The following is a 20042-nucleotide window of genomic DNA, read 5'->3' as shown; positions in this document are numbered from 1 at the left end:
GCCTTGATGGGCGGATTCGACGGCTGCGCGCCCGGTCGGCGGGAGGCGCCGACCGGGCACCGCGGGGACGCCCGATCTCAGGCGGCCTTCTTCCACTCGATGATCTGGAGGTAGTTCCCGTCCGGGTCGGCGAACGTGCCGAACCTGCCCTTCTCCCGGTCCTCGACCGAGATCCATTTCACGCCGGCCGCGTTCAGCCGGGCCTCCACCGCGTCGAAGTCGTCGACGTGGAAGTTGATGATCGTGCGGCCCGGCTGGTCGTTCTCCGCCTCGACGTCGTCGCGCCCGTCGATGACCAGCAGGAAGCCGCCCAGGTCTATCGCGCCCTCGCCGGCGGACTCCGGCGCCAGCGCCTTGACGTACCATTCCCGCAGTTCGGCGGGACGGGTCGTGCCGAGCAGCATGCTGCCGGGTTTCAGCGTTGCCATGTCGAAACTCCTCGTCATGTGATCGGGGATTGCGGTAAGGGCCGTCGCCATTCGACGCGTCCCGCGCGGCGGGCGCTCATGCTCCGGTATTCGCCGACTTGACCTCGACGAGGATCACGTTCACCTCGCCCGCCAGCAGCTCCCAGGCGTGTTCGAAGGCGTTCTCCTGCCAGACGACCGCGCCGGGGTTCAGATCCACGATCTGCGTCGTCCCGTCCGCCCAGGTCACCTTCTGCCGCCCGGAGCCGAGGTTGACCACGAGCATCGGGAGGTGCGAGTGCATCTCGTTCTTCCAGCCGTGAGAGGCCCGCGCCTGGATGACCCGAACGTGCTCGTTGTCGAACAGGACTTGATGCGCATCGGGATCGACGATCGTCGCATGGTGGTACCGCTCGGCCGAGGCCGGGCCCTCGTCCTGAAGTGCATCGCTCATCGCAGGCTCCTGTCTGCCGGATTGCGCTCGTCGCGCGACCTTGGCGCCACTGAACCTCGCTGGTTCCGGCAGGTCGCCCGCCAACCATAGCCACGGCAGGTTGTTAAAAACAACTAGCAAAAGTTGTTTTTCAGAACCAAGGCTAGGATCGGAGTGGAGACAAGGAGGGGGTGGCCGTGCCGACCAGCCGCAGTTATCGGGACTCATGTGGGATGGCCCGGGCTCTCGACGTCGTCGGAGAGCGGTGGGCGCTGCTGGTCGTCCGGGAGCTGCTCCTGGTGCCTCAGCGCTTCTCCGAGCTGCGGCACGCTCTGCCCAACGCCAGCTCGAACCTGCTCGCCGACCGGCTCCGGGAACTGGAGCAGCACGGCGTGGTCCATCGCCGCAGGCTGGGGGCGACGTCGGGCCCGCAGGTCTACGAGCTGACCGAGTGGGGCCGCAGGCTGGAGCCGGTCGTCCTGGCGCTGAGCGAGTGGGGGATCGACGCCCCCAGCCCGCCGGAGCCGAGCTCCCTCAGCGCCACCTCGGTGCTGCTGTTCCTGCGCGTCGGCGTTCGTCCCGACCCGGCGGCGCCGCCGATCGTCTGCCGCCTCGATCTCGACGGCTCGATCTGGACGGTCCGCGTGGAGTCCGGAGAGGTGCACGTGCAGAGCGGCGAACCGGCCAGGGCCGACATCTCGCTCCGCACGGACCCCAAGACGCTCGGCGGCCTGCTGGCGGACCCGGCCTCGCTCGACGCGGCGCTCGCCGAAGGAAGACTGGCCTTCGTGGGCGATCTTCCGACCCTCAACCGGCTGCTGTACGGAGACGCCGCCCGCGCTGATCGCCCATGACATTGGAGTCCGCACGGGCGGTCGGCGAAGCTCGGCGCGTGCGAGGAGTTCAGGTGTTTCCGGGGCCGGGATTCGTGCCGGCCGCGCAGGCCGTGCCGTAGCCGGGCAGGTCGCCGCCCAGGGCCGCCGCCGCCAGGAAGCGTTCGGTGACCGCCCGGTGCTCGCCCGGCGCGGGCCGGAAGCGCGGGCGGCGCCCTCGGACGCGCCGCCGGGCCCGGTACGCCATCTGCTGGACCGCCCGTTCGGTGCGTCCGACGATGGCCGCGATCTCCGCGTGCGCGAAGCCGAACACGTCGTGCAGCAGGAACACCGCGCGCTCGGTGGGGGACAGGGTCTCCAGGACGACCAGCAGACCCGCCGCCACCGCGTCGACCGGGCGCGGCTCCCCGGAGGCGCCGTTCGGCGGGCCGTCGGGACGGTCCTCGTCGATGGTCACTTCGCGCCGCGCCCGTATCCTGCGGAGCTCGTCGATCGCCTGCCGGGTCACCAGCCGGAACAGGTACGCGCCGGGGTCGGCGACCGCGCCGTGGTCCACCCGGCTCCAGCGAAGCCATGCCTCTTGAAGGACATCGTCGGCATCCGCCCGGTTTCCGAGCATCCGGTACGCCGCCGCCCAAAGCGCGGCCCGGCGCCTCTCGAACAGTTCGCCCGCCGTGTCCATCGCGCCCTCCCGTCCAGATCCCTCACCAGCAAGACGGTTCGGCGGGCGCCGACGTCACGCGTGACGCCAGGGGATTTCCATCCGTCGTACCGAGTGGACATCGCCCGGCGACCCGAAAGGCGTGACATGACATCGACCCCACTCTCCGACCAGAACCGGCGGTTCGTCCTGGAGGCCGTGTCGCGGTTCGGCGCGGGCGACATCGCCGGATTCGCCGAACTGCTCGGCGAGGATTTCATCTCGCACAACCCCCGCGTGGCGCACGATCCCGCGGCGCGGTCCGGGCGCCAGGCGTTCGCGGACTTCCTGAGCGGGCCCGGCGGCGCGCACCTGCGGGACGCGACCGTAGCGGTCGAGCACGTCCTCGCCGACGGCGACCTGGTCGCCGTGCACACCCACGTGGCCACCCCGCAGGGCGACCTCGCGACCGTCGACATCTTCCGCGTGGACGCCGGCGAGATCGTCGAGCACTGGGACGTCGTCCAACCGGTCCCCGACGAGGTGCTCCACCCGCACGGGATGTTCTGACCGTCGCCGCGGATCGAACCGGACGCGAGGCCCTCGCCTCCCGCAGGCCGCTCCCTACAAGGAGCCGAGCGCGTGGCCCGTCGTCGCGTCGACGTGGTCCGGGACGGCGTCATGGCGGTCGCCGACCGAGGGCGTCCCCGACGGCTCGAACAACAGGATCGCGGCCCCGCCGGGAGCGGACGGCTTGTGCTCGGTGCCGCGCGGGACGGTGAAGACCGCGCCCCGGGGCAGCCGGACCGTCCGCTCCCCGTCGGGGCCGCGCAGGGCGATGTGCAGTTCCCCGTCGAGCACCAGGAAGAACTCGTCGGTGTCGTCATGGACGTGCCAGATGTGCTCGCCCTCGACCTTGGCGACGCGCACGTCATAGTCGTTGACGCGCGTGACGATGCGGGGGCTCCACAGCGCGTCGAAGGAGGCCAGGGCCTGGGCGAGGTCGATGGGTCCGTTGCTCATGCATCGCATCCTGGCGGTCCGGGCGCCCCCGGCGTGAGTGCTAGGAATAGCACATGGCGCAAGGATCCTCGCAAGCCCGCGAAACGGCGGCCCCGCACAAGGTCGTCGTGATCGTGGACGAGAACTCCAACCCCTTCGAGCTGGGCTGCGCGACCGAGGTCTTCGGCCTGCGCAGGCCGGAGCTCGGCCGCGACCTCTACGACTTCCGGCTGTGCTCGCCCGAGCCCCGCACGCCGATGCGGGACGGGTTCTTCACCCTCACCGGCGTCGCCGGCCTGGACGCGGCCGAAGCGGCGGACACCGTGATCGTGCCCAACCGTCCCGATGTCGAGGTGCCGCGCCGGCCCGCGGTGCTCGACGCGATCCGGCGGGCACACGCGCGCGGCGCCCGCCTGGTCGGCTTCTGCAGCGGCGCGTTCACGCTGGCCGAGGCCGGGGTCCTCGACGGGCGCCGCGCCACCGCGCACTGGCAGTGGGCCGAGGACTTCCGTGCCCGCTTCCCGTCCGTCCGGCTGGAGACCGACGTGCTGTTCGTGGACGACGGCGACGTCCTCACCGCCGCGGGGAGCGCCGCCGCGCTCGACCTCGGCCTGTACATCGTCCGCCGCGACCACGGCGCGGAGGTCGCCAACGCGGTGAGCCGGCGGCTGGTGTTCGCCGCGCACCGCGACGGCGGGCAGCGGCAGTTCGTGGAGCGGCCCGTGCCCGACGCGCCCGACGAGTCCCTCGCGCCCGTCCTCGCCTGGGCCCAGGAGCGGCTGGACGCCCCGCTCACGGTGTCCGATCTCGCGGCGCGTGCCGCGGTCAGCCCGGCGACGCTGCACCGCCGCTTCCGGGCGCAGCTGGGCACGACGCCGCTCGGATGGCTGACGGGGGAGCGGCTCGGCCTGGCGTGCCGCATGATCGAGCGGGGCGAGTCGCGGTTCGAGAGGGTCGCGCGGTACAGCGGGCTGGGGACCGCCGCCAACCTGCGCGCGCTGATGCGCCGCAAGATCGGGCTCACCCCGCTGGAGTACCGGCGCCGCTTCGGCCCCGGCACGGGCGCCGACGCCGGTGGCGCCCCGTCGACGACGGAGGCTCAGCCGCGGCTCTCGAGGTAGCCGGCGATCGACTCGGCGAGGACGGCGCGCGCCTCGTCGATGTCGGTCCAGGTGCTCAGGTTCTGCTCCAGGTAGAGGCCGTGGACGGCGGCCGGCAGGAGGTGGCGAACGCGCTCCAGCCGGTAGGCGTCGACGACGAGCCCGCGGAAGGCCCGCGCGTAGGCGCGCCGCCAGTGACGGTCCCAGAGGGCGAGCTGTGCGGTCGTCCGGGGATAGGCGTCGGCCAGCTCGGCGGTGTTGCGGGGCAGCAGGCCGCGCAGCGTCGCCACCGCCCGGCCGGGGGTGGAGTCGAGACCCGACCAGAGGGCGTCGACGATCCGGGTCATCCGTTCGGTGACGGACCCGTCGTCCATCTCCTTCCACGGCAGCATCTCGCCCCGGCCCGCCAGTTCCTCGAGGACCGCGGCCCAGAGCCCGTCGACGCCGCCGAACTGGTGCTGGACCGTGCCCCAGGTGACGCCCGCGCGTTTCGCGACGAGGTTGGCGCTGACCTCACCGCCTCGCTCGCCGTCGGCGAGCACGTCGATGGCGGTTCCGATCACCCGGGCGCGGGTCTCCAGGCCGCGCCGGTTGAGCGGGGCCCCTCTCGCGTTGACGGGCGTGCCGGTGGCGCCGCGGCTCGCCGGATCACCCGCCTCCGCCACCCTGTCGGTCGAGGGCTCGGTCACGAGGCGATTGTAGATCGGACGGCGTGGCCGGCGAGGCCGCACCGGCGAAAGAGGCATAGATGTGTCTATGTGATCCTTGTTGGCGCTCGTGCTTCCGGTATACGGTCGGCGCATGACGAGCCGCCGTTCCTTTCCCGAAGAATCCGCGGTGGGCGTCGGCGGCTTCGTCCGCGAGGACACGCCGACCGCCGAGGTGGACCGCCGGGAAGCGGTGATGGCGTCGCTGACCGGGACCGTGCGCGAGCTGATCGACGCCACGATCCGGACGACCGTCGACGACGACGAGGTGCACCGGATCCGCGACGACCTCGCCGCGCTCGTCGCGCGGCTGCGCACCGCCCAGCTGCCCGGTCCCGCCGGCATCCGGTACAACGGCGAGCTCCGGTCCTGGAACTGGGGCAATGCCGTGATGGGCGCGGCGAACGCGATCGCCCCGCCCCTGCGCGTGGTGCACGATTCGTCGGGATGCCACGCCGACGTGGTCCTCGGTGCGGCGTACGAGGGGCCTCCCGGGCTGGTGCACGGGGGAGTCTCCGCGATGCTTCTCGACCACATCATGGGGGAGGCGGCGTCCGGGATGCGCCGCACGGCCTTCACCGGGACGCTCACCATGCGCTACCGGCGCGGGACTCCGCTCGGCCCGCTCCGCCTCGAAGCGGGCATCGTCCGCGAGGAGGGGCGCAAGGTGTTCGTGGCCGGGTCGATCTCGGACGCCGGCGGGGTGACCGTCGAGGCCGACGGGGTGTTCATCCAGCCGGTGGGGGCGCCGACGGCTGATGGGCGCTAGCTCATCGAGCCGGACGAGTACATAGAGGTGACTATGTCTCCTGCTGCCGGTGGTTCCCGCAGTGAGTTCTCCGGAGGAGGGGCTCCATGAGGTCGCTCGCGGAGGGGAGCGTCGCCGTCGTCACCGGGTCGTCCCGCGGCATCGGGCTGGAGGTGGCCCGCGCGCTGGCGGGCGCGGGCGCGTCCGTCGTCATCAACGGACGCGATCCGGCGGCCGTCGGCGATGCCGTCGCCGAGCTGGGCGCATCGGCACGGGCCGTCGGCGTGGCCGGTTCCGCCGCGGACCCCGGCGTGGTCGAGTCGCTGGTCCGTGCGGCCCGGGACCTCGGCACCCCCGACATCCTCGTCAACTGCGCGGGCACCGCCGAGCCTCCCGGGTCCTCGATCCTGGACATCTCCGTGGAGGCCTGGCGCGAGCTCATCGATGTCCACCTCCACGCGACGTTCCTGACCTGCCGGGCGTTCGCTCCGCTCATGGTCGAGGCGGGACGGGGCTGGATCGTGAACACCAGCTCCCACGCGTTCACCGGGGCCTTCGGAGGGACCGGCTACCCGGCGGGCAAGGGAGGCGTGAACAGCCTGACCTACGCGCTGGCGGCCGAGCTGCGGGAACACGGCGTCCGGGTGAACGCGGTCTGCCCCGGGGCCGAGACGCGCCTGTCGAGCGGTGCTGACTATGAAGCCGGCATCGAACGGCTGCACCGGCGGGGCATCCTGGACGACCTCATGCACTCCGGAGCGCTGGCACCGCCTCCCGCCGAGTACGTCGCCCAGCTCTACGTCTTCCTCGCGAGCACCGAGTCGCCCGACGTCACGGGGCGGGTGTTCGCCGGTGCAGGGGGGTACATCGGGGAGTTCCCGCGTCCGGTCGAGCGGTACCTCACCTGGCGGGACCATGGCACCTCCCCGCCGTGGACCCCGGACGAGATCGCCGCGACGGTGACCGGGGATCAGTGAAGGCGGCTCCGAGCGGCGGGCGTTGGCGAACCCCGAGCGCGCGCGGGCCGCTTGTGGGCGGGGCTGGGCTCAGGCGACCGGGTCGATAACGGATCGCGCGAGGCGGTCGCCCGCTGGCACGCTGCCCCTATGGAACGCGCGGAAGTACTCCTCATCGGAGGACGAGCCGGTGTCGGCAAGACCACGGTGGGGTGGGAGGTCTCGGCGCTGCTGCGCTCCGAGGCGGTCGCTCACGCGATCATCGATGGTGACTTCATGGGCCAGGTGCATCCGGCTCCGGAAGGCGACCCGCACCGCGAGGAGATCACCGAGATCAACCTGACCGCCGTGTGGGCCAACTTCGCCCGGCGCGGCTACCGGCGCCTGGTCTATACGAACACCGCGAGCGTGCTGCCGGAGGCGACGGGCATGTTCGAGCGTGCCATGGGGGCCCGAGTGCAGATCGTGCGGGTCCTGCTCACCGCCTCCGACGAGACCGCACGCGAACGGCTGGTGGGACGGGAACTCGGCTCGGAGCTGGAGCAGGAGCTGGAAGGAAGTGTCCGCAAGGCCCGGGTCCTGGACCGGCGAGCCCCCGCGGGGACCGTGCGGGTGGCGACGGACGGGCGGCTCGTCGCCGACATCGCGCGGGAGGTCGTCGCCGCCACCGGATGGGCCGGACCCCACGTCGCTCGCTGATCGTTGGCGGGCCGGTCCGGAAACGGCACGGCCACCTGTGACCACCAGTGGGCGGAGGCGTCTATCTCGTGAGGAGATCGCCTTTCAGGACGCGATCCAGCGCTGCCCGGCCTGCGGGTCCCCATGCCGGCTTGCCGCCGGGAAGGCCCTGGTCGCCGTTCCGGCCCATCAGCAGGAGGAACAGGCTTTTCAGGGCGGCCAGCCCGCGGGCGCGCCGGATCGTCGCCCCGTCGGCTCGCGCGTACGCGTCGAAGAAGCGTGCGGCGGTGCCGGCGGGAAGGATCACCCATGCGGCCGCGAGGTCCCACGCCGGGTCGCCTGCGAACATGGCGTCGAAGTCGATGACGCCCGAGAGCGTCCCGTCCGAGACGACGACGTTGGCGGGATGCAGGTCGCCGTGCACCCAGACCGGCGGACCGTCCCACTCGGGCGCCGCGACGGCGTCGTCCCAGACGGCCCGGACGCCGTCGGCGAGGCCGTCGGGGACGACGGCGTGGAAGAAGCGGTCGAAGCCGTCCGTGCACTTCTTGGGGTGGTCGCCGCGGTCCTGGCTGATCGGTGCGTCTTCGGGCGCCTGCGCGTGGAGTGCCTTGAGGAAGCCCGCCAGGGCGTCGGCCGCGTGATCGCCGCGGCTGATCGAGCCCTGGTCCAGCGGCTCGCCTGGGACCCACGTCATGATCGTCCAGGGCTTGGGGAAGCGGGCGGACGGTTCACCGATCCGGACAGGGACCGGGACCGGGAGCGGCAGGCGCGGGGCCAGGACGGGCAGCCACCGGCACTCCTTGCGCAGGAGTTCCGGGGCACCTGCTGTACGCGGCATGCGCACGGCCAACTCGTCCCCGAGGCGCCACATTTGGTTGCCCCACCCGCCCGCCACTTCGCGGACGGCCAGCCCTGCGAGGTCCGGATGCTGCTCCCGCAGCAACTCACGCACCAGGTCTGCGCTGATCTCGATCTCGATCCCGGAGTCGGCCACAGAGCCACGGTACTGGCGCAGCCACCGGCTCCGGCGACGCGCGGTCGGTCGGCCGCAAGGCCGGACGGGGGGAGGGGCGGGCGGCGCTGGCGAACACCGTCCCACCGCCCTGACCCTCCGCGTCGCCGTCCGTCACCGCAGGGCGTGACCGCTGCGACGGCTCTCCGCCGGCTCATTCGGCTCCGCGTGACCGTCGTTTTCGGCGGCGCGGGCGATGCCTTCGCACATGCCGCCGAAGACGCGGTCGTGGAACGGTTTGAACGCCCACCAGTAGCAGTGCCCGAGCAGACCGCGGGGGTGGAACAGGGCGCGCTGTGTGTAGCGGACGCGGCCGTCGCGTTCGGACACGGACAGCTCCAGCCAGGCCAGGCCGGGCACGCGCATCTCGGCGCGCAGCCGCAGGAGGCGGCCGGGCTCGATCTCCTCCACGCGCCAGAAGTCGACCGCTTCCCCGATCCGGAGCCGGCGCGGGTCGCGGCGGCCGCGCCGCAGGCCCACCCCGCCCGCGAGCCGGTCCAGGACGCCGCGGGCGCGCCAGGCCAGGGGGAAGGAGTACCAGCCGCGCTCGCCGCCGATCCCCTCGATGACGTCCCATAGGCGCTGCGGCGGTGCGTCGACGGTGCGGGACCGCTCGTCGGTGTAGAGGCTGCCGCCGGCCCAGGCCGGGTCGGTGGGCAGCGGGTCGCTGGGAGCGCCGGGGACGCTCGCCGACGACCAGCGGGTGGCGACGTCCGCCTCGCGGACGCGGCGCAGCGCCAGGGACACCGCCCGCTCGAAGCCGGTCAGGCCCTCGTCCGGCGGCGGGATGTAGCGGCTGATGTCGTGCTCGCGGCAGATCACCTCGTTGCGCAGCGACTCCACCAGCGGGCGCGCCAGACGGCCCGGGACCGGCGTGATCGCGCCGACCCACAGGCTCGACAGCCACGGGCTCAGCACGGGCACCGGGACGATGAGGCGCGGCCTGAGCCCGGCGACGGCGGCGTAGCGCCGCATCATGTCCCCGTAGGTGAGCACGTCCGGACCGCCGATGTCGAAGCCCCGGCTGACCCGGGCGGGCAGCCCGGCGGACGCCACCAGGTAGTGCAGGACGTCCCGGATCGCGATCAGCTGGATGCGCGAGTGCACCCAGCGCGGGGTCACCATCACCGGGAGCCGCTCGGTCAGGTACCGCAGCATCTCGAACGACGCCGAGCCCGACCCGATGATCACGGCGGCGCGCAGCCACACGGCGGGCACCCCGGCGTCCAGCATGATCCGGCCGACCTCGGCGCGGGACCGCAGGTGCGGGGAGGGGTCCTCCTCCGGGTCCATCCCGCCGAGGTAGACCAGCCGTCCGGTGCCGGCGTCGCGGGCCGCGGCGGCGAAGGTGCGGGCCGAGCGGCGGTCGGTCTCGCCGAACCCGCCCGGGCCGCCGATCGCGTGGATCAGGTAGTAGGCGACGTCGACCCCTTCGAGGGCCCGGCGGGTCGAGGCGGGGTCGGTCGCGTCGGCCTGGACGATCTCCACCCGGTCGGCCCAGGGATGGTCCCGCAGCCGGCGCGGGGAACGCGCCATGCACCGCACGCGGTACCCGGCGTCGAGCAGTTCGGGCACCAGCCGGCCGCCGATGTAGCCGCTGGCCCCCGTCACCAGGCACAGGCGCCCGGCGCCCGGCTCAGCGGGCGGCGACATCGTCCGCAGCCGGAACGAGCACGGCTCTGATCATTGCTCCCCCCTCGCCGTCGGACGGCCCGTACCCGGCGCTCCTGGGGACAAGCACGGCCCGACCCGGTCTTTGCCCGCCGTGGTCCAACCGGAGCGTTCTCCCTTGCGCAATGCGGTGCGTTTCCACAGGTCGCGGCCGGAGGGCATCCGGCTCGACCCGCCGCCGAAGGTCCGCTACCTGCGCGGGTTCGGCGGCCAGCCGTTCCGGGACCCGCCGCACCGGCGACCGGTCAGGGGCGCGGCAGCATGCACATCGTGTCGAGGCCCAGCACGCGGTTCAGGCGGCCGAACGCCAGCCAGGAGCCGATGCACATGCTCAGTTCCACGATCTCCGCCTGGTTGTAGTGCGCGGTCATCCGGGTCCAGAACGCGTCGTCGAGGCCGTGGTGGTCGAGGGCGTAGCGTTCGGCGTACTCGGCGGCCAGCCGGGTGCGGTCGTCGAAGGCCGTGGTGGTGCGCCACTCGGCGACCGCGTCGGCGAACTCCTCCTCGACCTTCCGGCCGTCCCGCTCGGTCCGCCAGTCCATGCAGAAGAGGCAGCCGTTGATCTGCGCGATGCGCAGCCGGGCGGCCTCGAACTCGCGGAGGCCGAGGGTGGTGTCGGAGTACACCGACAGCGACAGGCGCGAGGCGGCGGGTCCGATGCCGGGGACCATCTCGCCCCACACGTACTGGATCGGGTCCTTGCCTTCGGGGACGTCGATGTTCACGGGTGCTTCCTTCCGAGCCTTCCCACGGCGGGGCGCAGCGGGACGTCGAGCGCGTCGTAGAGGCCCGGCTCGGCGGCCACGAGCCAGTCGACGGCGCCGACCAGCCGGCCGACGGCGGTGGCGTTCCCGCCGACCGAGCGGTTGCCGTCCTCGCCGGTGGCCTCGACGGTGACCTCGATGCGCGGGTCGCCCTCGATGACGACGCGGTGCCCGCCGTCGCCGCTGGGCGGCACGGGCCAGTCCGGTGCGCAGGACGGGTGGATGCGGGTGACGTGCTCGACGATGATGCGCGGCTCGCCGCCGACGACGCCCTGCACCTCGAAGCGCACCGCGCCCTGCGTGCCGGCCTCGAACTCGCCCATCGTCGCGGTGGTCACCGTCGCGTCGAGCGGGCGCCGCTCCAGGGTCTCGCGGACCTCGTCCAGTTCGACGCCGAGGGCGCGGGCCATCAGCCGCACCTGCCCGCCCCACACCATGGTCGGGACGGTCGGCGCGAGCATCGGCGGCTCGTAGTCCATCGGCTGCCCCATGCCGACCAGGAACCGGACCGCGTCCGGCTGGTCGTAGGTGGAGTAGTCGAAGATCTCCTGGCAGCGGATCGCGTCGACGGTCGTGCCGAGCCCGCTGATCATCAGGGGCAGGACGTCGTTGCCCCAGCCGGGGTCGACTCCGGAGACGAACAGCGAGCCGCCGCCGTCCTTGACGGCCGCGAGCACCGGCTCGCGGATCTCGGGCGGTGCGTTGCGCTGGTCGTAGAGCGCGTACAGGGCCGGGGTGACGACCACGGCGCCGGCCCGGATCGCGCGGACGATGTCGGCGAGCGCGTCGTCCGGACGGACGTCCCCGGACGCCGCGTACACGACGGCGCGCGGCCCGGCGGACAGCACCGCGTCGATGTCGGTGGTCGCCGCGACGCCGAGGTCGCGGCCGAGCCCGGCGAGGTCGCCCGCGTCGCGGCCGGCCTTGTCGGGGTCGTGGACGAGCACGGCCGCGAGGCCGAGGGCGGGATGGGCGTCGACGGCCCGGACGGCCAGCCGGCCGACGTTGCCGGTGCCCCACACGACCGTCGGGATCATGCGCGAAGCGTAGCAAGCGCTTGGTCTCAGGTACAGGCCGTGGCCGCGCCGCCGGCCGATCCCCGCTCACCGCATGCGTTCCGGGTCGGCTCGGCAAAAGGTTCGCCAACGCAAGAGTCCGGCCGCCCGTGACGGTCACGAAAGAGGTGGGCCGCCAGAACGGAACACCGTGCCGGGACGCTTCCGCGTGATCGGAAGCGACTCGTGGAACGGCGCGGAAACAGGAGATGAGGCCGGTGGTACGGCATCGACTACCGCGGCCGCGCACCATCCGCGGACGGGACACGCTGATCACCGTGGTGGTCGCCGCACTGGTCTTCACGGTGCTCGCGATCGGAGCGGACGCCCTCATCCGCTCCCAGGAGAGCGACTTCGCGTTCACGCGGACGGAGTTGGCCACGCGGCGCGTGAGCGGCGCGGTGCGGCAGGGGTCGATGCAGAACCCGCTCCCCGCCGGCCCGTACGGAGTCCGGTTCCTTCAGGTGGTCGACGCGGACGGGCACGTCACCGCCGCGAGCAGGGCGGCCGCGGGACGGCCGCCGATCAGCACGGTGGTCCCGCCGCCGGAGAACCGGCTCAAACGCATGTACGCGTGTCCGGCGCGCGGCGGCGGCTGCCTGTCCGTGGTGGCCGTCCGGGTCACCATGGCCCCCCGCTCGCCCGTCGTCTACGGCGCCCGCCCCGTGCCGACGATCCTGGCGGGCCCCCACCTCGAGCTGGTCCTCACCGCCTGCGCGCTGCTCCTGGTCGCCATGGCGACCTGTACGACCTGGCAGGTCGTCGGCCGGACGCTGCGTCCCGTCGGCGCGGTCCGCGGCCAGCTGGCCGAGATCAGCATCAGCGACCTGTCCCGCCGGGTGCCCGAGCCGCAGGGCGAGGACGAGGTCGCGCAACTCGCCCGCACCGCCAACGTCACCCTCGACCGGCTCGAGCGGTCCGTGCGCCGGCAGCAGCAGTTCGCGTCGGACGCCGCGCACGAGCTCCGCACGCCGATCGCTGCCCTCCGGCTCAACCTGGAGGAGATCGCCCTGCGTCCCGGCGACGCCGAGGCCGGCGAGGCGGCGCGGGCCGCGCTCCGGTCCACCGACCGCCTAGAGGGCATCGTCGCCGACCTACTGCTGCTCGCGCAGATCGGCACGGCGGCCGACATCCCCGAAGACGTCGACTTCAGCGCCCTGGTCGACGGCGAGCTCCGCGCGCGCCGCCCCGCCTCCGGCGGCCCGGGCGACCGGCGCCCGCCGGTCGCCGTCAACGCCGAGCTCGCCCCCGGCCTGCACGTCAGAGGGGCCCGCGCCCAACTCGAACGCCTCGTGGACAACCTGCTGGACAACGCCCTGCAGTACGCCGCGACGACCGTCGACGTGCGCCTGGGCCGGAGCGCCGGCGACGCCGTGCTGACCATCGGCAACGACGGGCCCGAGATACCGCCCGCCGACCGCGATCGGGTCTTCGAACGATTCGCCCGCCTCGACACGGCCCGCAGCCGCGACGCCGGCGGAACCGGCCTCGGCCTGGCCATCGCCCGCGAGGTCGCGAACGCCCACCACGGCTCGCTCGTCATCGACGACGTGACGTCCGGGACGCGGTTCTCCCTTCGCCTGCCCCTCCTGGACGGGCCGGACGCGCAGGCCCCCTCGGACGCGTCACCACGCTGACCTCCTCCGGCGACGCCTCCGACGCCGCCGGCAGCGCCGCGGCGCCCGGCGGCGGCGAACACCCGGGGTACCTCGCGGGTGAGAACGGGGATTCCTGCGGAAATCCAGCCGGGGCGGGCGCAAACCCGCCGGATCATCGGGCCGTCTCACAAGCCGACGTCTTCTACGACAAGGACTTACGGAATGGATCGCCGCCAGGTGCTGACCATGATCGTCGCTGGGACCGCGGGGGTGGCCGCCGCCGCCGCTCCGGAGCTGTGGCGCCCGGAACGGCACCGGCCGGCGCACGCGGCCGCGGCCCGCCGGGCGCCCGCGCCGCCGCCCGATCCCGGGTTCGCGCCCGCCCGGTCCATGAGGGCCGTCACGAGCCCGGTCCATTCCCTGCGCGACCTGGCTCCGGCCGCGCCGCCGAACGCGGTGGCGCTGACGATCGACGACGGGCCGCACCCGTACTGGACGCCCAAGGTCCTCGACGTGCTCGCCGAGCACGGCGTGCACGCGACCTTCAACATGATCGGCGAGCAGGTGCCAGATAACGCCCGGCTGGTGCAGCGGATCGTGGCGGCGGGACACCAGATCGCCGACCACACCCTCACCCACCCGATCAACCTCCCGAAGCTGCCCGCCCCGCGCATCCAGCAGGAGATCGCCGAGGCGCACGACCGCATCGCCCAGGCGACCTCGGTCGCCCCGCGGTTCTTCCGCTCGCCGGGAGGCAACTGGTCGCAGCAGGTCATCGAGACCGCCACCTCGCTCGGGATGATCTGCGTCGACTGGGGCGTCGACCCCCGCGACTGGGCGCGACCGGGCGTCCCGCACATCACCGCGAACCTCGAGAAGGCCCAGCCGGGCGACATCCTGCTCTGCCACGACGGCGGCGGCGACCGCTCCCAGACCGTCACGGCACTCCGCACGGTCATCCCGGCCCTCAAGCAGCGCGGGCTGACCTTCGTCGCACTCTGAGGAGCGGCCCGCTCAGGCGCCGGCGCCGCCGTCGACCGGGACGATCGCGCCGGTCACGTACGAGGCGCGGTCGCTGAGGAGCCACGCGGCCGCCTCGGCGACCTCGCGGGGTTCGGCCATCCGGCCGAGCGGGGTCGCCGCGTTGTTGGCCTCGATGATGCCAGGCGACACCGCCTCCCACGCCTCCATCATCTCCGTGGCGGTGCCGCCGGGGGTGATGCCGTTCACGCGGATCCCCTGCCGTCCCCAGGTCGCGGCGGCGGTCTCGGTGATGCTGTTGAGCGCGCGCTTCATCGCCCCGTACGCGGGGAGGGCGGGGTTCGCCCGCCGGCCGCCGATGCTGGAGGTGTTGACGATCGCGCCGCCGCCGGTCCGCCGCATGAGGGCGGCCTCGGCGGTCATGGCGGTCCAGTGCGACCGGAAGTTGACGGCGAACTGCTCGTCGATGTCCTTGTCGCTGGTGGTGTCGAGCGGGCCGGGCGTCTGGACCGTCGCGGCGTTGTTGAAGGCGCCGTCGAGCCGCCCGTGCAGGTCCTCGACGCGGTCGACCGCGGCGCGGATGCTGGCGGGTTCGGCGAGGTCCAGGGCGACGGCGTCGGCGGTGCCTCCGCCGGCGCGGATCTCCTTGACGACGCGTTCGAGGGCGTCGGTTCCGCGGGCGGCGAGCACGACGGACGCGCCCTCGGCGGCGAAGAGCCGGGCCGCGGCCGCTCCGATGCCGCGGCTGGCGCCGGTGATGAGGACGACCTTGCCGGAGAGCAGGCCGATGGGTGCGATGGCGATGTCGTTGGTCATGGCGCCAGTGTCGGACCGGCCGGCGAGCCGGATGCAGGCACAGGTGGTACCAGGGTCCGCCGCCGTCCGGCGTGCACACTGGGGGTATGGACAAACGGGAACTCGGGGCGTTCCTCCGCAGCCGCCGCGAGCGGCTCCGGCCGGAGGACGTCGGCCTCCCCTCGGGCCCGCGGCGCCGGACACCGGGGCTGCGCCGCGAGGAGGTCGCGGTCCTCGCGCACATCTCCACCGAGTACTACGTCCGGCTCGAGCAGGGCCGGGCACCACGGCCGTCGGGCGAGGTCCTCGCCGGGATCGCGGGCGCGCTGCGGCTCACCGCCGCCGAGTCCGATCACCTCCACGTCCTCGCGGGCAGCGCGCCGGCCCGCACCGGGCTGCACCGGCGCGACGTCCGGCCCAGCATCCTCGCCCTCCTTGAGCGGCTGCCGCAGACGGCCGCGTTCGTGATGTCCGCCGCGTTCGAGGTGCTCGCCTGGAACGACCTCGCGGCCGCCCTCATGGTGGACTTCGCCGAGCTCGCCCCGCGGGACCGCAACCTCGCGCGCTGGGCCTTCACCGGGCGCCCGCCCTCCGATGCGACGCGTTACGGACTCTCCGACGTCACGGAGTTCCGGCACCAGGTCGTCATGGAGCTCCGGTCCGCGATCGCCCGGTACCCGTCCGACCCCGCGGTGACCGGCCTCGTCGATGAGCTCCGCGATGCCAGCCCCGAGTTCGCCCGGCTCTGGGAGCGGCACGACGTGCAAGCCGCGCCGAGTCTCACGAAGACCTTCCGGCATCCGGTCGTCGGAGAGCTCACCGTCGACTGCGACTCGCTCGCCCTCACCGACCGCGACCAGCACCTCGTGCTCTACAGCGCGCCTCCGGGGTCCCCTGCCGCCGAGGCGCTGGCCCTCCTGAACGTGCTGGGAGCCGAGTACGTCAAGGCGAGCAAGCCGCTCTGACGGAGCCGGACGCCACCCGGCCGAGATCGGGGGCGCGCTCACCGGTCCGTTCTGCCGGATGCGCGGGTCGATAGAGGTAAGCGATCGGCCCCGGCATCGGAGGACATCATGAAGACCGTTCATACGCACGCGGCGACGGCCGGCGGCGGCGCGAGCGCCGAAGGCGAGGAGCGCGCCGTGGCCGCCGTGTTCGAGGAGACGTCCAAGGCGTGGGCGGACGGCGACGCGGCCGCCTTCACCCGGTGGTACGCGGAGGGCGCGACGGTGATCTTTCCCGGCGTCCACCTGCGGGACCGCGCCGAGGTCCGGGCCGCGATGGGGGCGGCCTTCGCCGACCCGCTGAAGGGCACCCGGCGCGTCCATGCCGTGCAGAGCGTCCGCCTCCTCGGCGCGGACGCGGCGGTCGTCGTCACCAGGAGCGCCACGACGTTCCCGGGCGAGACCGAGACCCCGCCGGAGCGATGGGAAGCGGCGACCTGGACGCTCTCCAAGCATGACGGCCGATGGCTGATCGAGGCCTATCACAGCTGCCCCGCACCGGCCGCCCCGCCGGAGCCGTCTCGCGAGTGACCGCTCGCGGTCCGTTCGCGGCGGTCGGCCTCGGCGGGCAGGCCGTCCGTGACCGCATGGCCGGCGGCCTGCCCCTCTCCCTCGCACCGGTCCCCGACGGCGTCCCGCGAGGAGGCGCCCGTCAGGGCTGAATGTTCTCCAAGTCCTGGAGGAGGCTGGGGCGGGTCGGCCGCCACCCGAGGGCGTCGCGGGTGCGGGCGCTGGACGCCGGCTGGTCCATGGCGAAGATCGGGCCGAACGGGCCGAAGGTCTCCTGCGGCACCTGCTCGACCGGCAGGCCCAGCCGGCGGCCGATGACGGTCGCGATGTCCCGCACGGCGTCGCCCTCGTCTGCGACCGCGTGCCAGGACGTCCCGGCCGGCGCCGACTCGAGGACCAGCCGGAACAGCACCGCCGCGTCGAGCGCGTGCACGGCCGGCCAGCGCTGGGCGCCGTCGCCCGGGTAGCCGGCCACCCCGGTGCGGCGCGCCGCGTCGGCCAGCAGGCCGGCGAATCCGCCCTGTCCCTCGTTGTGGACCGTGCGCGGCATGCGGACGGCCATGCTGCGCAGGCCGCGCGCGGCGAGATCCAGCAGCGCCGTGACCGAGCGGCCTCGTCCGCCCACCGGTCCGTCCGTCGGCAGCGGATCGGCCTCTGTGGAGGCGCGCCCCGGCACCCAGGGCGTGCCCGAGACCGCGACGATCGGGCGGTCGCTTCCGATGAGCTCCCGCCCCAGCGTGTCGAGCGCGGCGCTCTCCTCGGCGATGGCCCGGGCGAGCGCGTCTGGGCTGCCGTAGTCGCGTCCGAACGCCAGGCTGATGACGCCGTCGGACCGCGCGGCGCCGGACCGCAGGACGTCGAGGTCCGCCAGGTCTCCCCGTAGCACCGTGGCGCCGGCGCTCTCAAGGGCCTTGGCGGAGCCGTCCGAGCGGGCCAGCGCGAGGACGGTGTGGCCGTTGCCGAGCAGCTCGGCGACGACGGCGGAGCCGATGGTGCCGGTGCCGCCGGTGACGAAGACGTGCATGAGCCCTCCCAGAAGTGATGGGACCGTTGTCCCATCACCGACCCTACACGGTGACGGGACAACGGTCCCATCGCTTATGCTGGCCCCATGGCCAGATGGCAACCCGGGGCGACCCAGCGACTCGTCGTCGCGGCCGTCGACCTGTTCACCGAGCAGGGGTACGACGCCACCACCGTGGCGCAGATCGCCGAGCGCGCCGGCGTCACCAAGAGCACCTTCTTCCGGCACTTCTCCGACAAGCGAGAGCTGCTGGTCGCGGGTCAGGAGACGCTCAGCAGGCTGCTCGCCGACGGCATCGCCGAGGCGCCCGCCGGCGCGAGCCCGCTCCAGGCGGTGGCGGCGGGGCTCGAACGCGCGTCGAGCGCCATGGGCCCGGCGAACCGCGAGATCGGCCCCCGGCTCGAGGCGGCCGTGGCGGCCAGCACCGAGCTCCAGGAGCGCGACGCCCTCAAGAGCGTCGGTCTCGCGGCCGCCATGACGGACGCGCTCGTCGCCCGCGGCGTCCCCGAGGCCACCGCGCACCTCGCGGGCGAGCTGGGGGTCCTCGCGTTCAAGCGGGGCTACGCCCGATGGTGCGAGGGCGACCGCGACGACGCGGAAGGGCTCGCGCCCCACGCGCTGGCGGCCTTGGAAGAACTGCGCGCGGCGACCGCGTCGCTGGGCTGACCAACGCCGCCCGGCCTTCAGCCGCGGTAGGTCTCCAGGAGGCGGAGCCAGATCTCGCTGATGGTGGGGTAGGAGGGGACGGCGTGCCACAGGCGGGAGATGGGGACCTCGCCGGCGACCGCGATCGTGGCGGAGTGGAGAAGCTCGGCCACGCCCGCACCGACGAAGGTGACGCCGAGGAGCGTCTCGCGGTCCAGGTCGACCACGGCGCGGGCGCGGCCCTGGTAGCCGTCGGCGTAGAGAGCGGCTCCGGCCACGTTGCCGAGGTCGTAGTCGACCGCCCGGACCCGGTGCCCCTGGCGGGTGGCCTCCTCCAGGGTGAGCCCGACGGACGCGGCCTCGGGGTCGGTGAAGACGACCTGCGGCACGGCCCGCTCGTCCGCGGTCGCCACGCTGCGCCCCCAGTCGGCGGTGTCGAGCGGGCGTCCGGCGGCCCGGTCGGCGATCACCGCGCCGAAGATCCGGCCCTGGTACTTGCCCTGGTGGGTCAGCAGCGCGCGCCCGTTGACGTCCCCGGCCGCGTAGAGCCACTCGCCGGGCACCCCGGCCGCCAGCCCGGTGGAGTCGACCTCGATCGGCCGGCCCGCCTCCAGCCCGACCGTCTCCACGCCGAGGTCGGTGGTGGCGGGCGTCCGCCCGGTGGCGAACAGGACCTCGTCGACGGTCACCGTCTCACCGCCGTCCAGGGTGAGCGTCACCGGCCCGTCGCGGTGGACGGCAGTGACGGACGTGCCGAAGCGCAGGTCGACCCCGGCCGCGCGCAGTCCCTCGGCCACCGCCTCCCCGGCGAACGGCTCCATCCGCGGTAGCAGGCGCGCCCCGCGCACCAGCTGCACCACCTCGCTGCCCAGCGCCCGCCAGGCCGTGGCCATCTCGCACGCCACCACGCCGCCGCCGACGACGGCGAGCCGCCCCGGCACCTGCTCCGACGCGGTCGCCTCACGGCTGGTCCAGGGACGGGCCTCGGTCAGACCGGGCAGCTCGGGCAGCGCCGCGCGGGTGCCCGTGCACACCGCGACGGCGTGACGGGCCGTCAGCACCCGCTGCTCGCCGTCCGGGGTCCGCACCACGACGCGCTTTTCCCCGTCCAGCCGCCCGTGGCCGCGCACCAGCACGAGCCCCGCCCCTTCGAGCCAGGCGACCTGGCCGTCGTCCTTCCAGTGCGAGGTGAACTCGTCCCGGCGGGCGAGCACCGCCGCCGCGTCCAGCCGCCCGCCGGCCGCCTCGCGGGCGCCGGGCAGCCGCCGCGCGTCCGCGAGCGCGGCGGCCGGCCGAAGCAGCGCCTTGCTCGGCATGCACGCCCAGTACGAGCACTCGCCGCCGACCAGCTCGCTCTCCACGACGGCCACGCTGAGCCCGCCGGCGTGCGCCCGCTCCGCCAGGTTCTCCCCGGTCGGCCCGGCCCCCAGCACCACGACATCGAACTCGTCCATCACGCCCGCCCTCCGAACAGCA

At 73.7% G+C, this 20042-nt stretch carries 23 protein-coding genes; 11 read left to right on the top strand and 12 right to left on the bottom strand.

Annotation, left to right across the window (positions count from 1 at the left end):
* Positions 1 to 77 precede the first annotated feature (77 nt).
* Positions 78 to 428, bottom strand: coding sequence for a VOC family protein (locus tag ABT299_RS25380; RefSeq protein WP_500252217.1), 351 nt, complete (start codon positions 426 to 428; stop codon positions 78 to 80).
* Positions 429 to 504: 76 nt separating this feature from the next.
* Positions 505 to 861, bottom strand: a complete 357-nt coding sequence (locus ABT299_RS25375) for a hypothetical protein (RefSeq protein WP_433153745.1) — start codon at positions 859 to 861, stop codon at positions 505 to 507.
* 212 nt (positions 862 to 1073) lie between these two features.
* Between ABT299_RS25375 and ABT299_RS25370 the strand changes: the two genes are divergently transcribed.
* Positions 1074 to 1694, top strand: coding sequence for a winged helix-turn-helix transcriptional regulator (locus ABT299_RS25370; protein ID WP_194736587.1), 621 nt, complete (start codon positions 1074 to 1076; stop codon positions 1692 to 1694).
* A gap of 49 nt (positions 1695 to 1743) precedes the next feature.
* Here the strand turns inward: ABT299_RS25370 and ABT299_RS25365 are convergent, their stop codons facing one another.
* Positions 1744 to 2355, bottom strand: coding sequence for a sigma-70 family RNA polymerase sigma factor (locus tag ABT299_RS25365; protein WP_500252216.1), 612 nt, complete (start codon positions 2353 to 2355; stop codon positions 1744 to 1746).
* Between the two features lie 126 nt (positions 2356 to 2481).
* Between ABT299_RS25365 and ABT299_RS25360 the strand changes: the two genes are divergently transcribed.
* The gene (locus ABT299_RS25360) at positions 2482 to 2883 is read left to right on the top strand and encodes a nuclear transport factor 2 family protein (protein ID WP_500252215.1); all 402 of its coding nucleotides are present in this window, start codon (positions 2482 to 2484) and stop codon (positions 2881 to 2883) included.
* Positions 2884 to 2937: 54 nt separating this feature from the next.
* Here the strand turns inward: ABT299_RS25360 and ABT299_RS25355 are convergent, their stop codons facing one another.
* Positions 2938 to 3336: a cupin domain-containing protein gene (locus ABT299_RS25355; RefSeq protein ID WP_500252214.1), complete on the bottom strand. Its 399-nt coding sequence runs from the start codon at positions 3334 to 3336 to the stop codon at positions 2938 to 2940.
* 53 nt (positions 3337 to 3389) lie between these two features.
* On the opposite strand from ABT299_RS25355, the gene ABT299_RS25350 reads away from it, so the two are divergent.
* Positions 3390 to 4436, top strand: coding sequence for a GlxA family transcriptional regulator (locus tag ABT299_RS25350; RefSeq protein WP_190853001.1), 1047 nt, complete (start codon positions 3390 to 3392; stop codon positions 4434 to 4436).
* On the opposite strand, the gene ABT299_RS25345 is transcribed toward ABT299_RS25350, so the two are convergent.
* Positions 4415 to 5104 (bottom strand): TetR/AcrR family transcriptional regulator, encoded by a 690-nt coding sequence (locus ABT299_RS25345; protein WP_387025371.1) that lies wholly within the window; start codon positions 5102 to 5104, stop codon positions 4415 to 4417. The genes ABT299_RS25350 and ABT299_RS25345 overlap by 22 nt on opposite strands.
* Before the next feature lie 112 nt (positions 5105 to 5216).
* On the opposite strand from ABT299_RS25345, the gene ABT299_RS25340 reads away from it, so the two are divergent.
* The 3 genes from ABT299_RS25340 to ABT299_RS25330 all read left to right on the top strand — a co-directional run bounded on the left by ABT299_RS25340 (position 5217) and on the right by ABT299_RS25330 (position 7525).
* On the top strand, positions 5217 to 5891 hold the full coding sequence (locus tag ABT299_RS25340) for a PaaI family thioesterase (RefSeq protein WP_190852999.1): 675 nt from the start codon (positions 5217 to 5219) through the stop codon (positions 5889 to 5891).
* An 86-nt stretch (positions 5892 to 5977) separates the two neighbouring features.
* Positions 5978 to 6847 carry an SDR family NAD(P)-dependent oxidoreductase gene (locus tag ABT299_RS25335; protein WP_500252213.1) on the top strand — a complete coding sequence of 290 codons (870 nt, stop codon included), beginning with the start codon at positions 5978 to 5980 and terminating at the stop codon, positions 6845 to 6847.
* Between the two features lie 129 nt (positions 6848 to 6976).
* A complete protein-coding gene (locus ABT299_RS25330) occupies positions 6977 to 7525 on the top strand; it encodes a DEAD/DEAH box helicase family protein (RefSeq protein ID WP_500252212.1) in 549 nt (182 codons plus the stop codon).
* Between the two features lie 61 nt (positions 7526 to 7586).
* On the opposite strand, the gene ABT299_RS25325 is transcribed toward ABT299_RS25330, so the two are convergent.
* The 4 genes from ABT299_RS25325 to ABT299_RS25310 all read right to left on the bottom strand — a co-directional run bounded on the left by ABT299_RS25325 (position 7587) and on the right by ABT299_RS25310 (position 11991).
* The gene (locus tag ABT299_RS25325) at positions 7587 to 8501 is read right to left on the bottom strand and encodes an aminoglycoside phosphotransferase family protein (RefSeq protein WP_500252211.1); all 915 of its coding nucleotides are present in this window, start codon (positions 8499 to 8501) and stop codon (positions 7587 to 7589) included.
* 132 nt (positions 8502 to 8633) lie between these two features.
* On the bottom strand, positions 8634 to 10172 hold the full coding sequence (locus ABT299_RS25320; RefSeq protein ID WP_500252210.1) for an SDR family oxidoreductase: 1539 nt from the start codon (positions 10170 to 10172) through the stop codon (positions 8634 to 8636).
* Positions 10173 to 10435: 263 nt separating this feature from the next.
* Positions 10436 to 10915, bottom strand: a complete 480-nt coding sequence (locus tag ABT299_RS25315; protein WP_500252209.1) for a carboxymuconolactone decarboxylase family protein — start codon at positions 10913 to 10915, stop codon at positions 10436 to 10438.
* Complete coding sequence (locus tag ABT299_RS25310) at positions 10912 to 11991, bottom strand: NAD(P)H-dependent amine dehydrogenase family protein (protein WP_500252208.1); 1080 nt, start codon at positions 11989 to 11991, stop codon at positions 10912 to 10914. Before ABT299_RS25310 ends, ABT299_RS25315 begins: the two co-directional genes overlap by 4 nt.
* Before the next feature lie 296 nt (positions 11992 to 12287).
* Here ABT299_RS25310 and ABT299_RS25305 point away from each other — a divergent pair, with 296 nt between their 5' ends.
* Together ABT299_RS25305 and ABT299_RS25300 are read left to right on the top strand one after the other, a co-directional pair.
* Positions 12288 to 13646 (top strand): sensor histidine kinase, encoded by a 1359-nt coding sequence (locus tag ABT299_RS25305; protein ID WP_500252207.1) that lies wholly within the window; start codon positions 12288 to 12290, stop codon positions 13644 to 13646.
* 183 nt (positions 13647 to 13829) lie between these two features.
* A complete protein-coding gene (locus ABT299_RS25300; RefSeq protein ID WP_500252206.1) occupies positions 13830 to 14609 on the top strand; it encodes a polysaccharide deacetylase family protein in 780 nt (259 codons plus the stop codon).
* A gap of 12 nt (positions 14610 to 14621) precedes the next feature.
* Here the strand turns inward: ABT299_RS25300 and ABT299_RS25295 are convergent, their stop codons facing one another.
* Entirely contained in the window at positions 14622 to 15404 is a 783-nt protein-coding gene (locus tag ABT299_RS25295; RefSeq protein ID WP_500252205.1) for an SDR family NAD(P)-dependent oxidoreductase, read from the bottom strand.
* A gap of 86 nt (positions 15405 to 15490) precedes the next feature.
* On the opposite strand from ABT299_RS25295, the gene ABT299_RS25290 reads away from it, so the two are divergent.
* Together ABT299_RS25290 and ABT299_RS25285 are read left to right on the top strand one after the other, a co-directional pair.
* Positions 15491 to 16348, top strand: coding sequence for a helix-turn-helix transcriptional regulator (locus ABT299_RS25290; RefSeq protein ID WP_500252204.1), 858 nt, complete (start codon positions 15491 to 15493; stop codon positions 16346 to 16348).
* 108 nt (positions 16349 to 16456) lie between these two features.
* The gene (locus ABT299_RS25285; protein ID WP_500252203.1) at positions 16457 to 16918 is read left to right on the top strand and encodes an SgcJ/EcaC family oxidoreductase; all 462 of its coding nucleotides are present in this window, start codon (positions 16457 to 16459) and stop codon (positions 16916 to 16918) included.
* A 121-nt stretch (positions 16919 to 17039) separates the two neighbouring features.
* Here ABT299_RS25285 and ABT299_RS25280 read toward each other — a convergent pair whose 3' ends face one another.
* A complete protein-coding gene (locus ABT299_RS25280; protein ID WP_500252202.1) occupies positions 17040 to 17921 on the bottom strand; it encodes an SDR family oxidoreductase in 882 nt (293 codons plus the stop codon).
* 87 nt (positions 17922 to 18008) lie between these two features.
* On the opposite strand from ABT299_RS25280, the gene ABT299_RS25275 reads away from it, so the two are divergent.
* Positions 18009 to 18587 (top strand): TetR/AcrR family transcriptional regulator, encoded by a 579-nt coding sequence (locus ABT299_RS25275; RefSeq protein WP_500252201.1) that lies wholly within the window; start codon positions 18009 to 18011, stop codon positions 18585 to 18587.
* Positions 18588 to 18604: 17 nt separating this feature from the next.
* Here the strand turns inward: ABT299_RS25275 and ABT299_RS25270 are convergent, their stop codons facing one another.
* On the bottom strand, positions 18605 to 20020 hold the full coding sequence (locus ABT299_RS25270; protein WP_500252200.1) for a dihydrolipoyl dehydrogenase family protein: 1416 nt from the start codon (positions 20018 to 20020) through the stop codon (positions 18605 to 18607).
* Between the last annotated feature and the right edge of the window lie 22 nt (positions 20021 to 20042).

The sequence above is a fragment of the Spirillospora sp. NPDC000708 genome (assembly GCF_040299565.1).
Lineage (GTDB): Bacteria > Actinomycetota > Actinomycetes > Streptosporangiales > Streptosporangiaceae > Spirillospora.
The sequence above is the reverse complement of the archived record's forward strand: the minus strand, read 5'-3'. Positions and strand labels throughout refer to the sequence as shown.

Bases quoted from the DNA above. Each gene is read 5' to 3' on its own strand.
- ABT299_RS25380 (WP_500252217.1), bottom strand. From the start codon at position 428: ATGGCAACGCTGAAACCCGGCAGCATGCTGCTCGGCACGACCCGTCCC.
- ABT299_RS25375 (WP_433153745.1), bottom strand. From the start codon at position 861: ATGAGCGATGCACTTCAGGACGAGGGCCCGGCCTCGGCCGAGCGGTAC.
- ABT299_RS25370 (WP_194736587.1), top strand. From the start codon at position 1,074: ATGGCCCGGGCTCTCGACGTCGTCGGAGAGCGGTGGGCGCTGCTGGTC.
- ABT299_RS25365 (WP_500252216.1), bottom strand. From the start codon at position 2,355: ATGGACACGGCGGGCGAACTGTTCGAGAGGCGCCGGGCCGCGCTTTGG.
- ABT299_RS25360 (WP_500252215.1), top strand. From the start codon at position 2,482: ATGACATCGACCCCACTCTCCGACCAGAACCGGCGGTTCGTCCTGGAG.
- ABT299_RS25355 (WP_500252214.1), bottom strand. From the start codon at position 3,336: ATGAGCAACGGACCCATCGACCTCGCCCAGGCCCTGGCCTCCTTCGAC.
- ABT299_RS25350 (WP_190853001.1), top strand. From the start codon at position 3,390: ATGGCGCAAGGATCCTCGCAAGCCCGCGAAACGGCGGCCCCGCACAAG.
- ABT299_RS25340 (WP_190852999.1), top strand. From the start codon at position 5,217: ATGACGAGCCGCCGTTCCTTTCCCGAAGAATCCGCGGTGGGCGTCGGC.
- ABT299_RS25335 (WP_500252213.1), top strand. From the start codon at position 5,978: ATGAGGTCGCTCGCGGAGGGGAGCGTCGCCGTCGTCACCGGGTCGTCC.
- ABT299_RS25330 (WP_500252212.1), top strand. From the start codon at position 6,977: ATGGAACGCGCGGAAGTACTCCTCATCGGAGGACGAGCCGGTGTCGGC.
- ABT299_RS25320 (WP_500252210.1), bottom strand. From the start codon at position 10,172: ATGTCGCCGCCCGCTGAGCCGGGCGCCGGGCGCCTGTGCCTGGTGACG.
- ABT299_RS25310 (WP_500252208.1), bottom strand. From the start codon at position 11,991: ATGATCCCGACGGTCGTGTGGGGCACCGGCAACGTCGGCCGGCTGGCC.
- ABT299_RS25300 (WP_500252206.1), top strand. From the start codon at position 13,830: ATGGATCGCCGCCAGGTGCTGACCATGATCGTCGCTGGGACCGCGGGG.
- ABT299_RS25295 (WP_500252205.1), bottom strand. From the start codon at position 15,404: ATGACCAACGACATCGCCATCGCACCCATCGGCCTGCTCTCCGGCAAG.
- ABT299_RS25290 (WP_500252204.1), top strand. From the start codon at position 15,491: ATGGACAAACGGGAACTCGGGGCGTTCCTCCGCAGCCGCCGCGAGCGG.
- ABT299_RS25285 (WP_500252203.1), top strand. From the start codon at position 16,457: ATGAAGACCGTTCATACGCACGCGGCGACGGCCGGCGGCGGCGCGAGC.
- ABT299_RS25280 (WP_500252202.1), bottom strand. From the start codon at position 17,921: ATGCACGTCTTCGTCACCGGCGGCACCGGCACCATCGGCTCCGCCGTC.
- ABT299_RS25275 (WP_500252201.1), top strand. From the start codon at position 18,009: ATGGCCAGATGGCAACCCGGGGCGACCCAGCGACTCGTCGTCGCGGCC.
- ABT299_RS25270 (WP_500252200.1), bottom strand. From the start codon at position 20,020: ATGGACGAGTTCGATGTCGTGGTGCTGGGGGCCGGGCCGACCGGGGAG.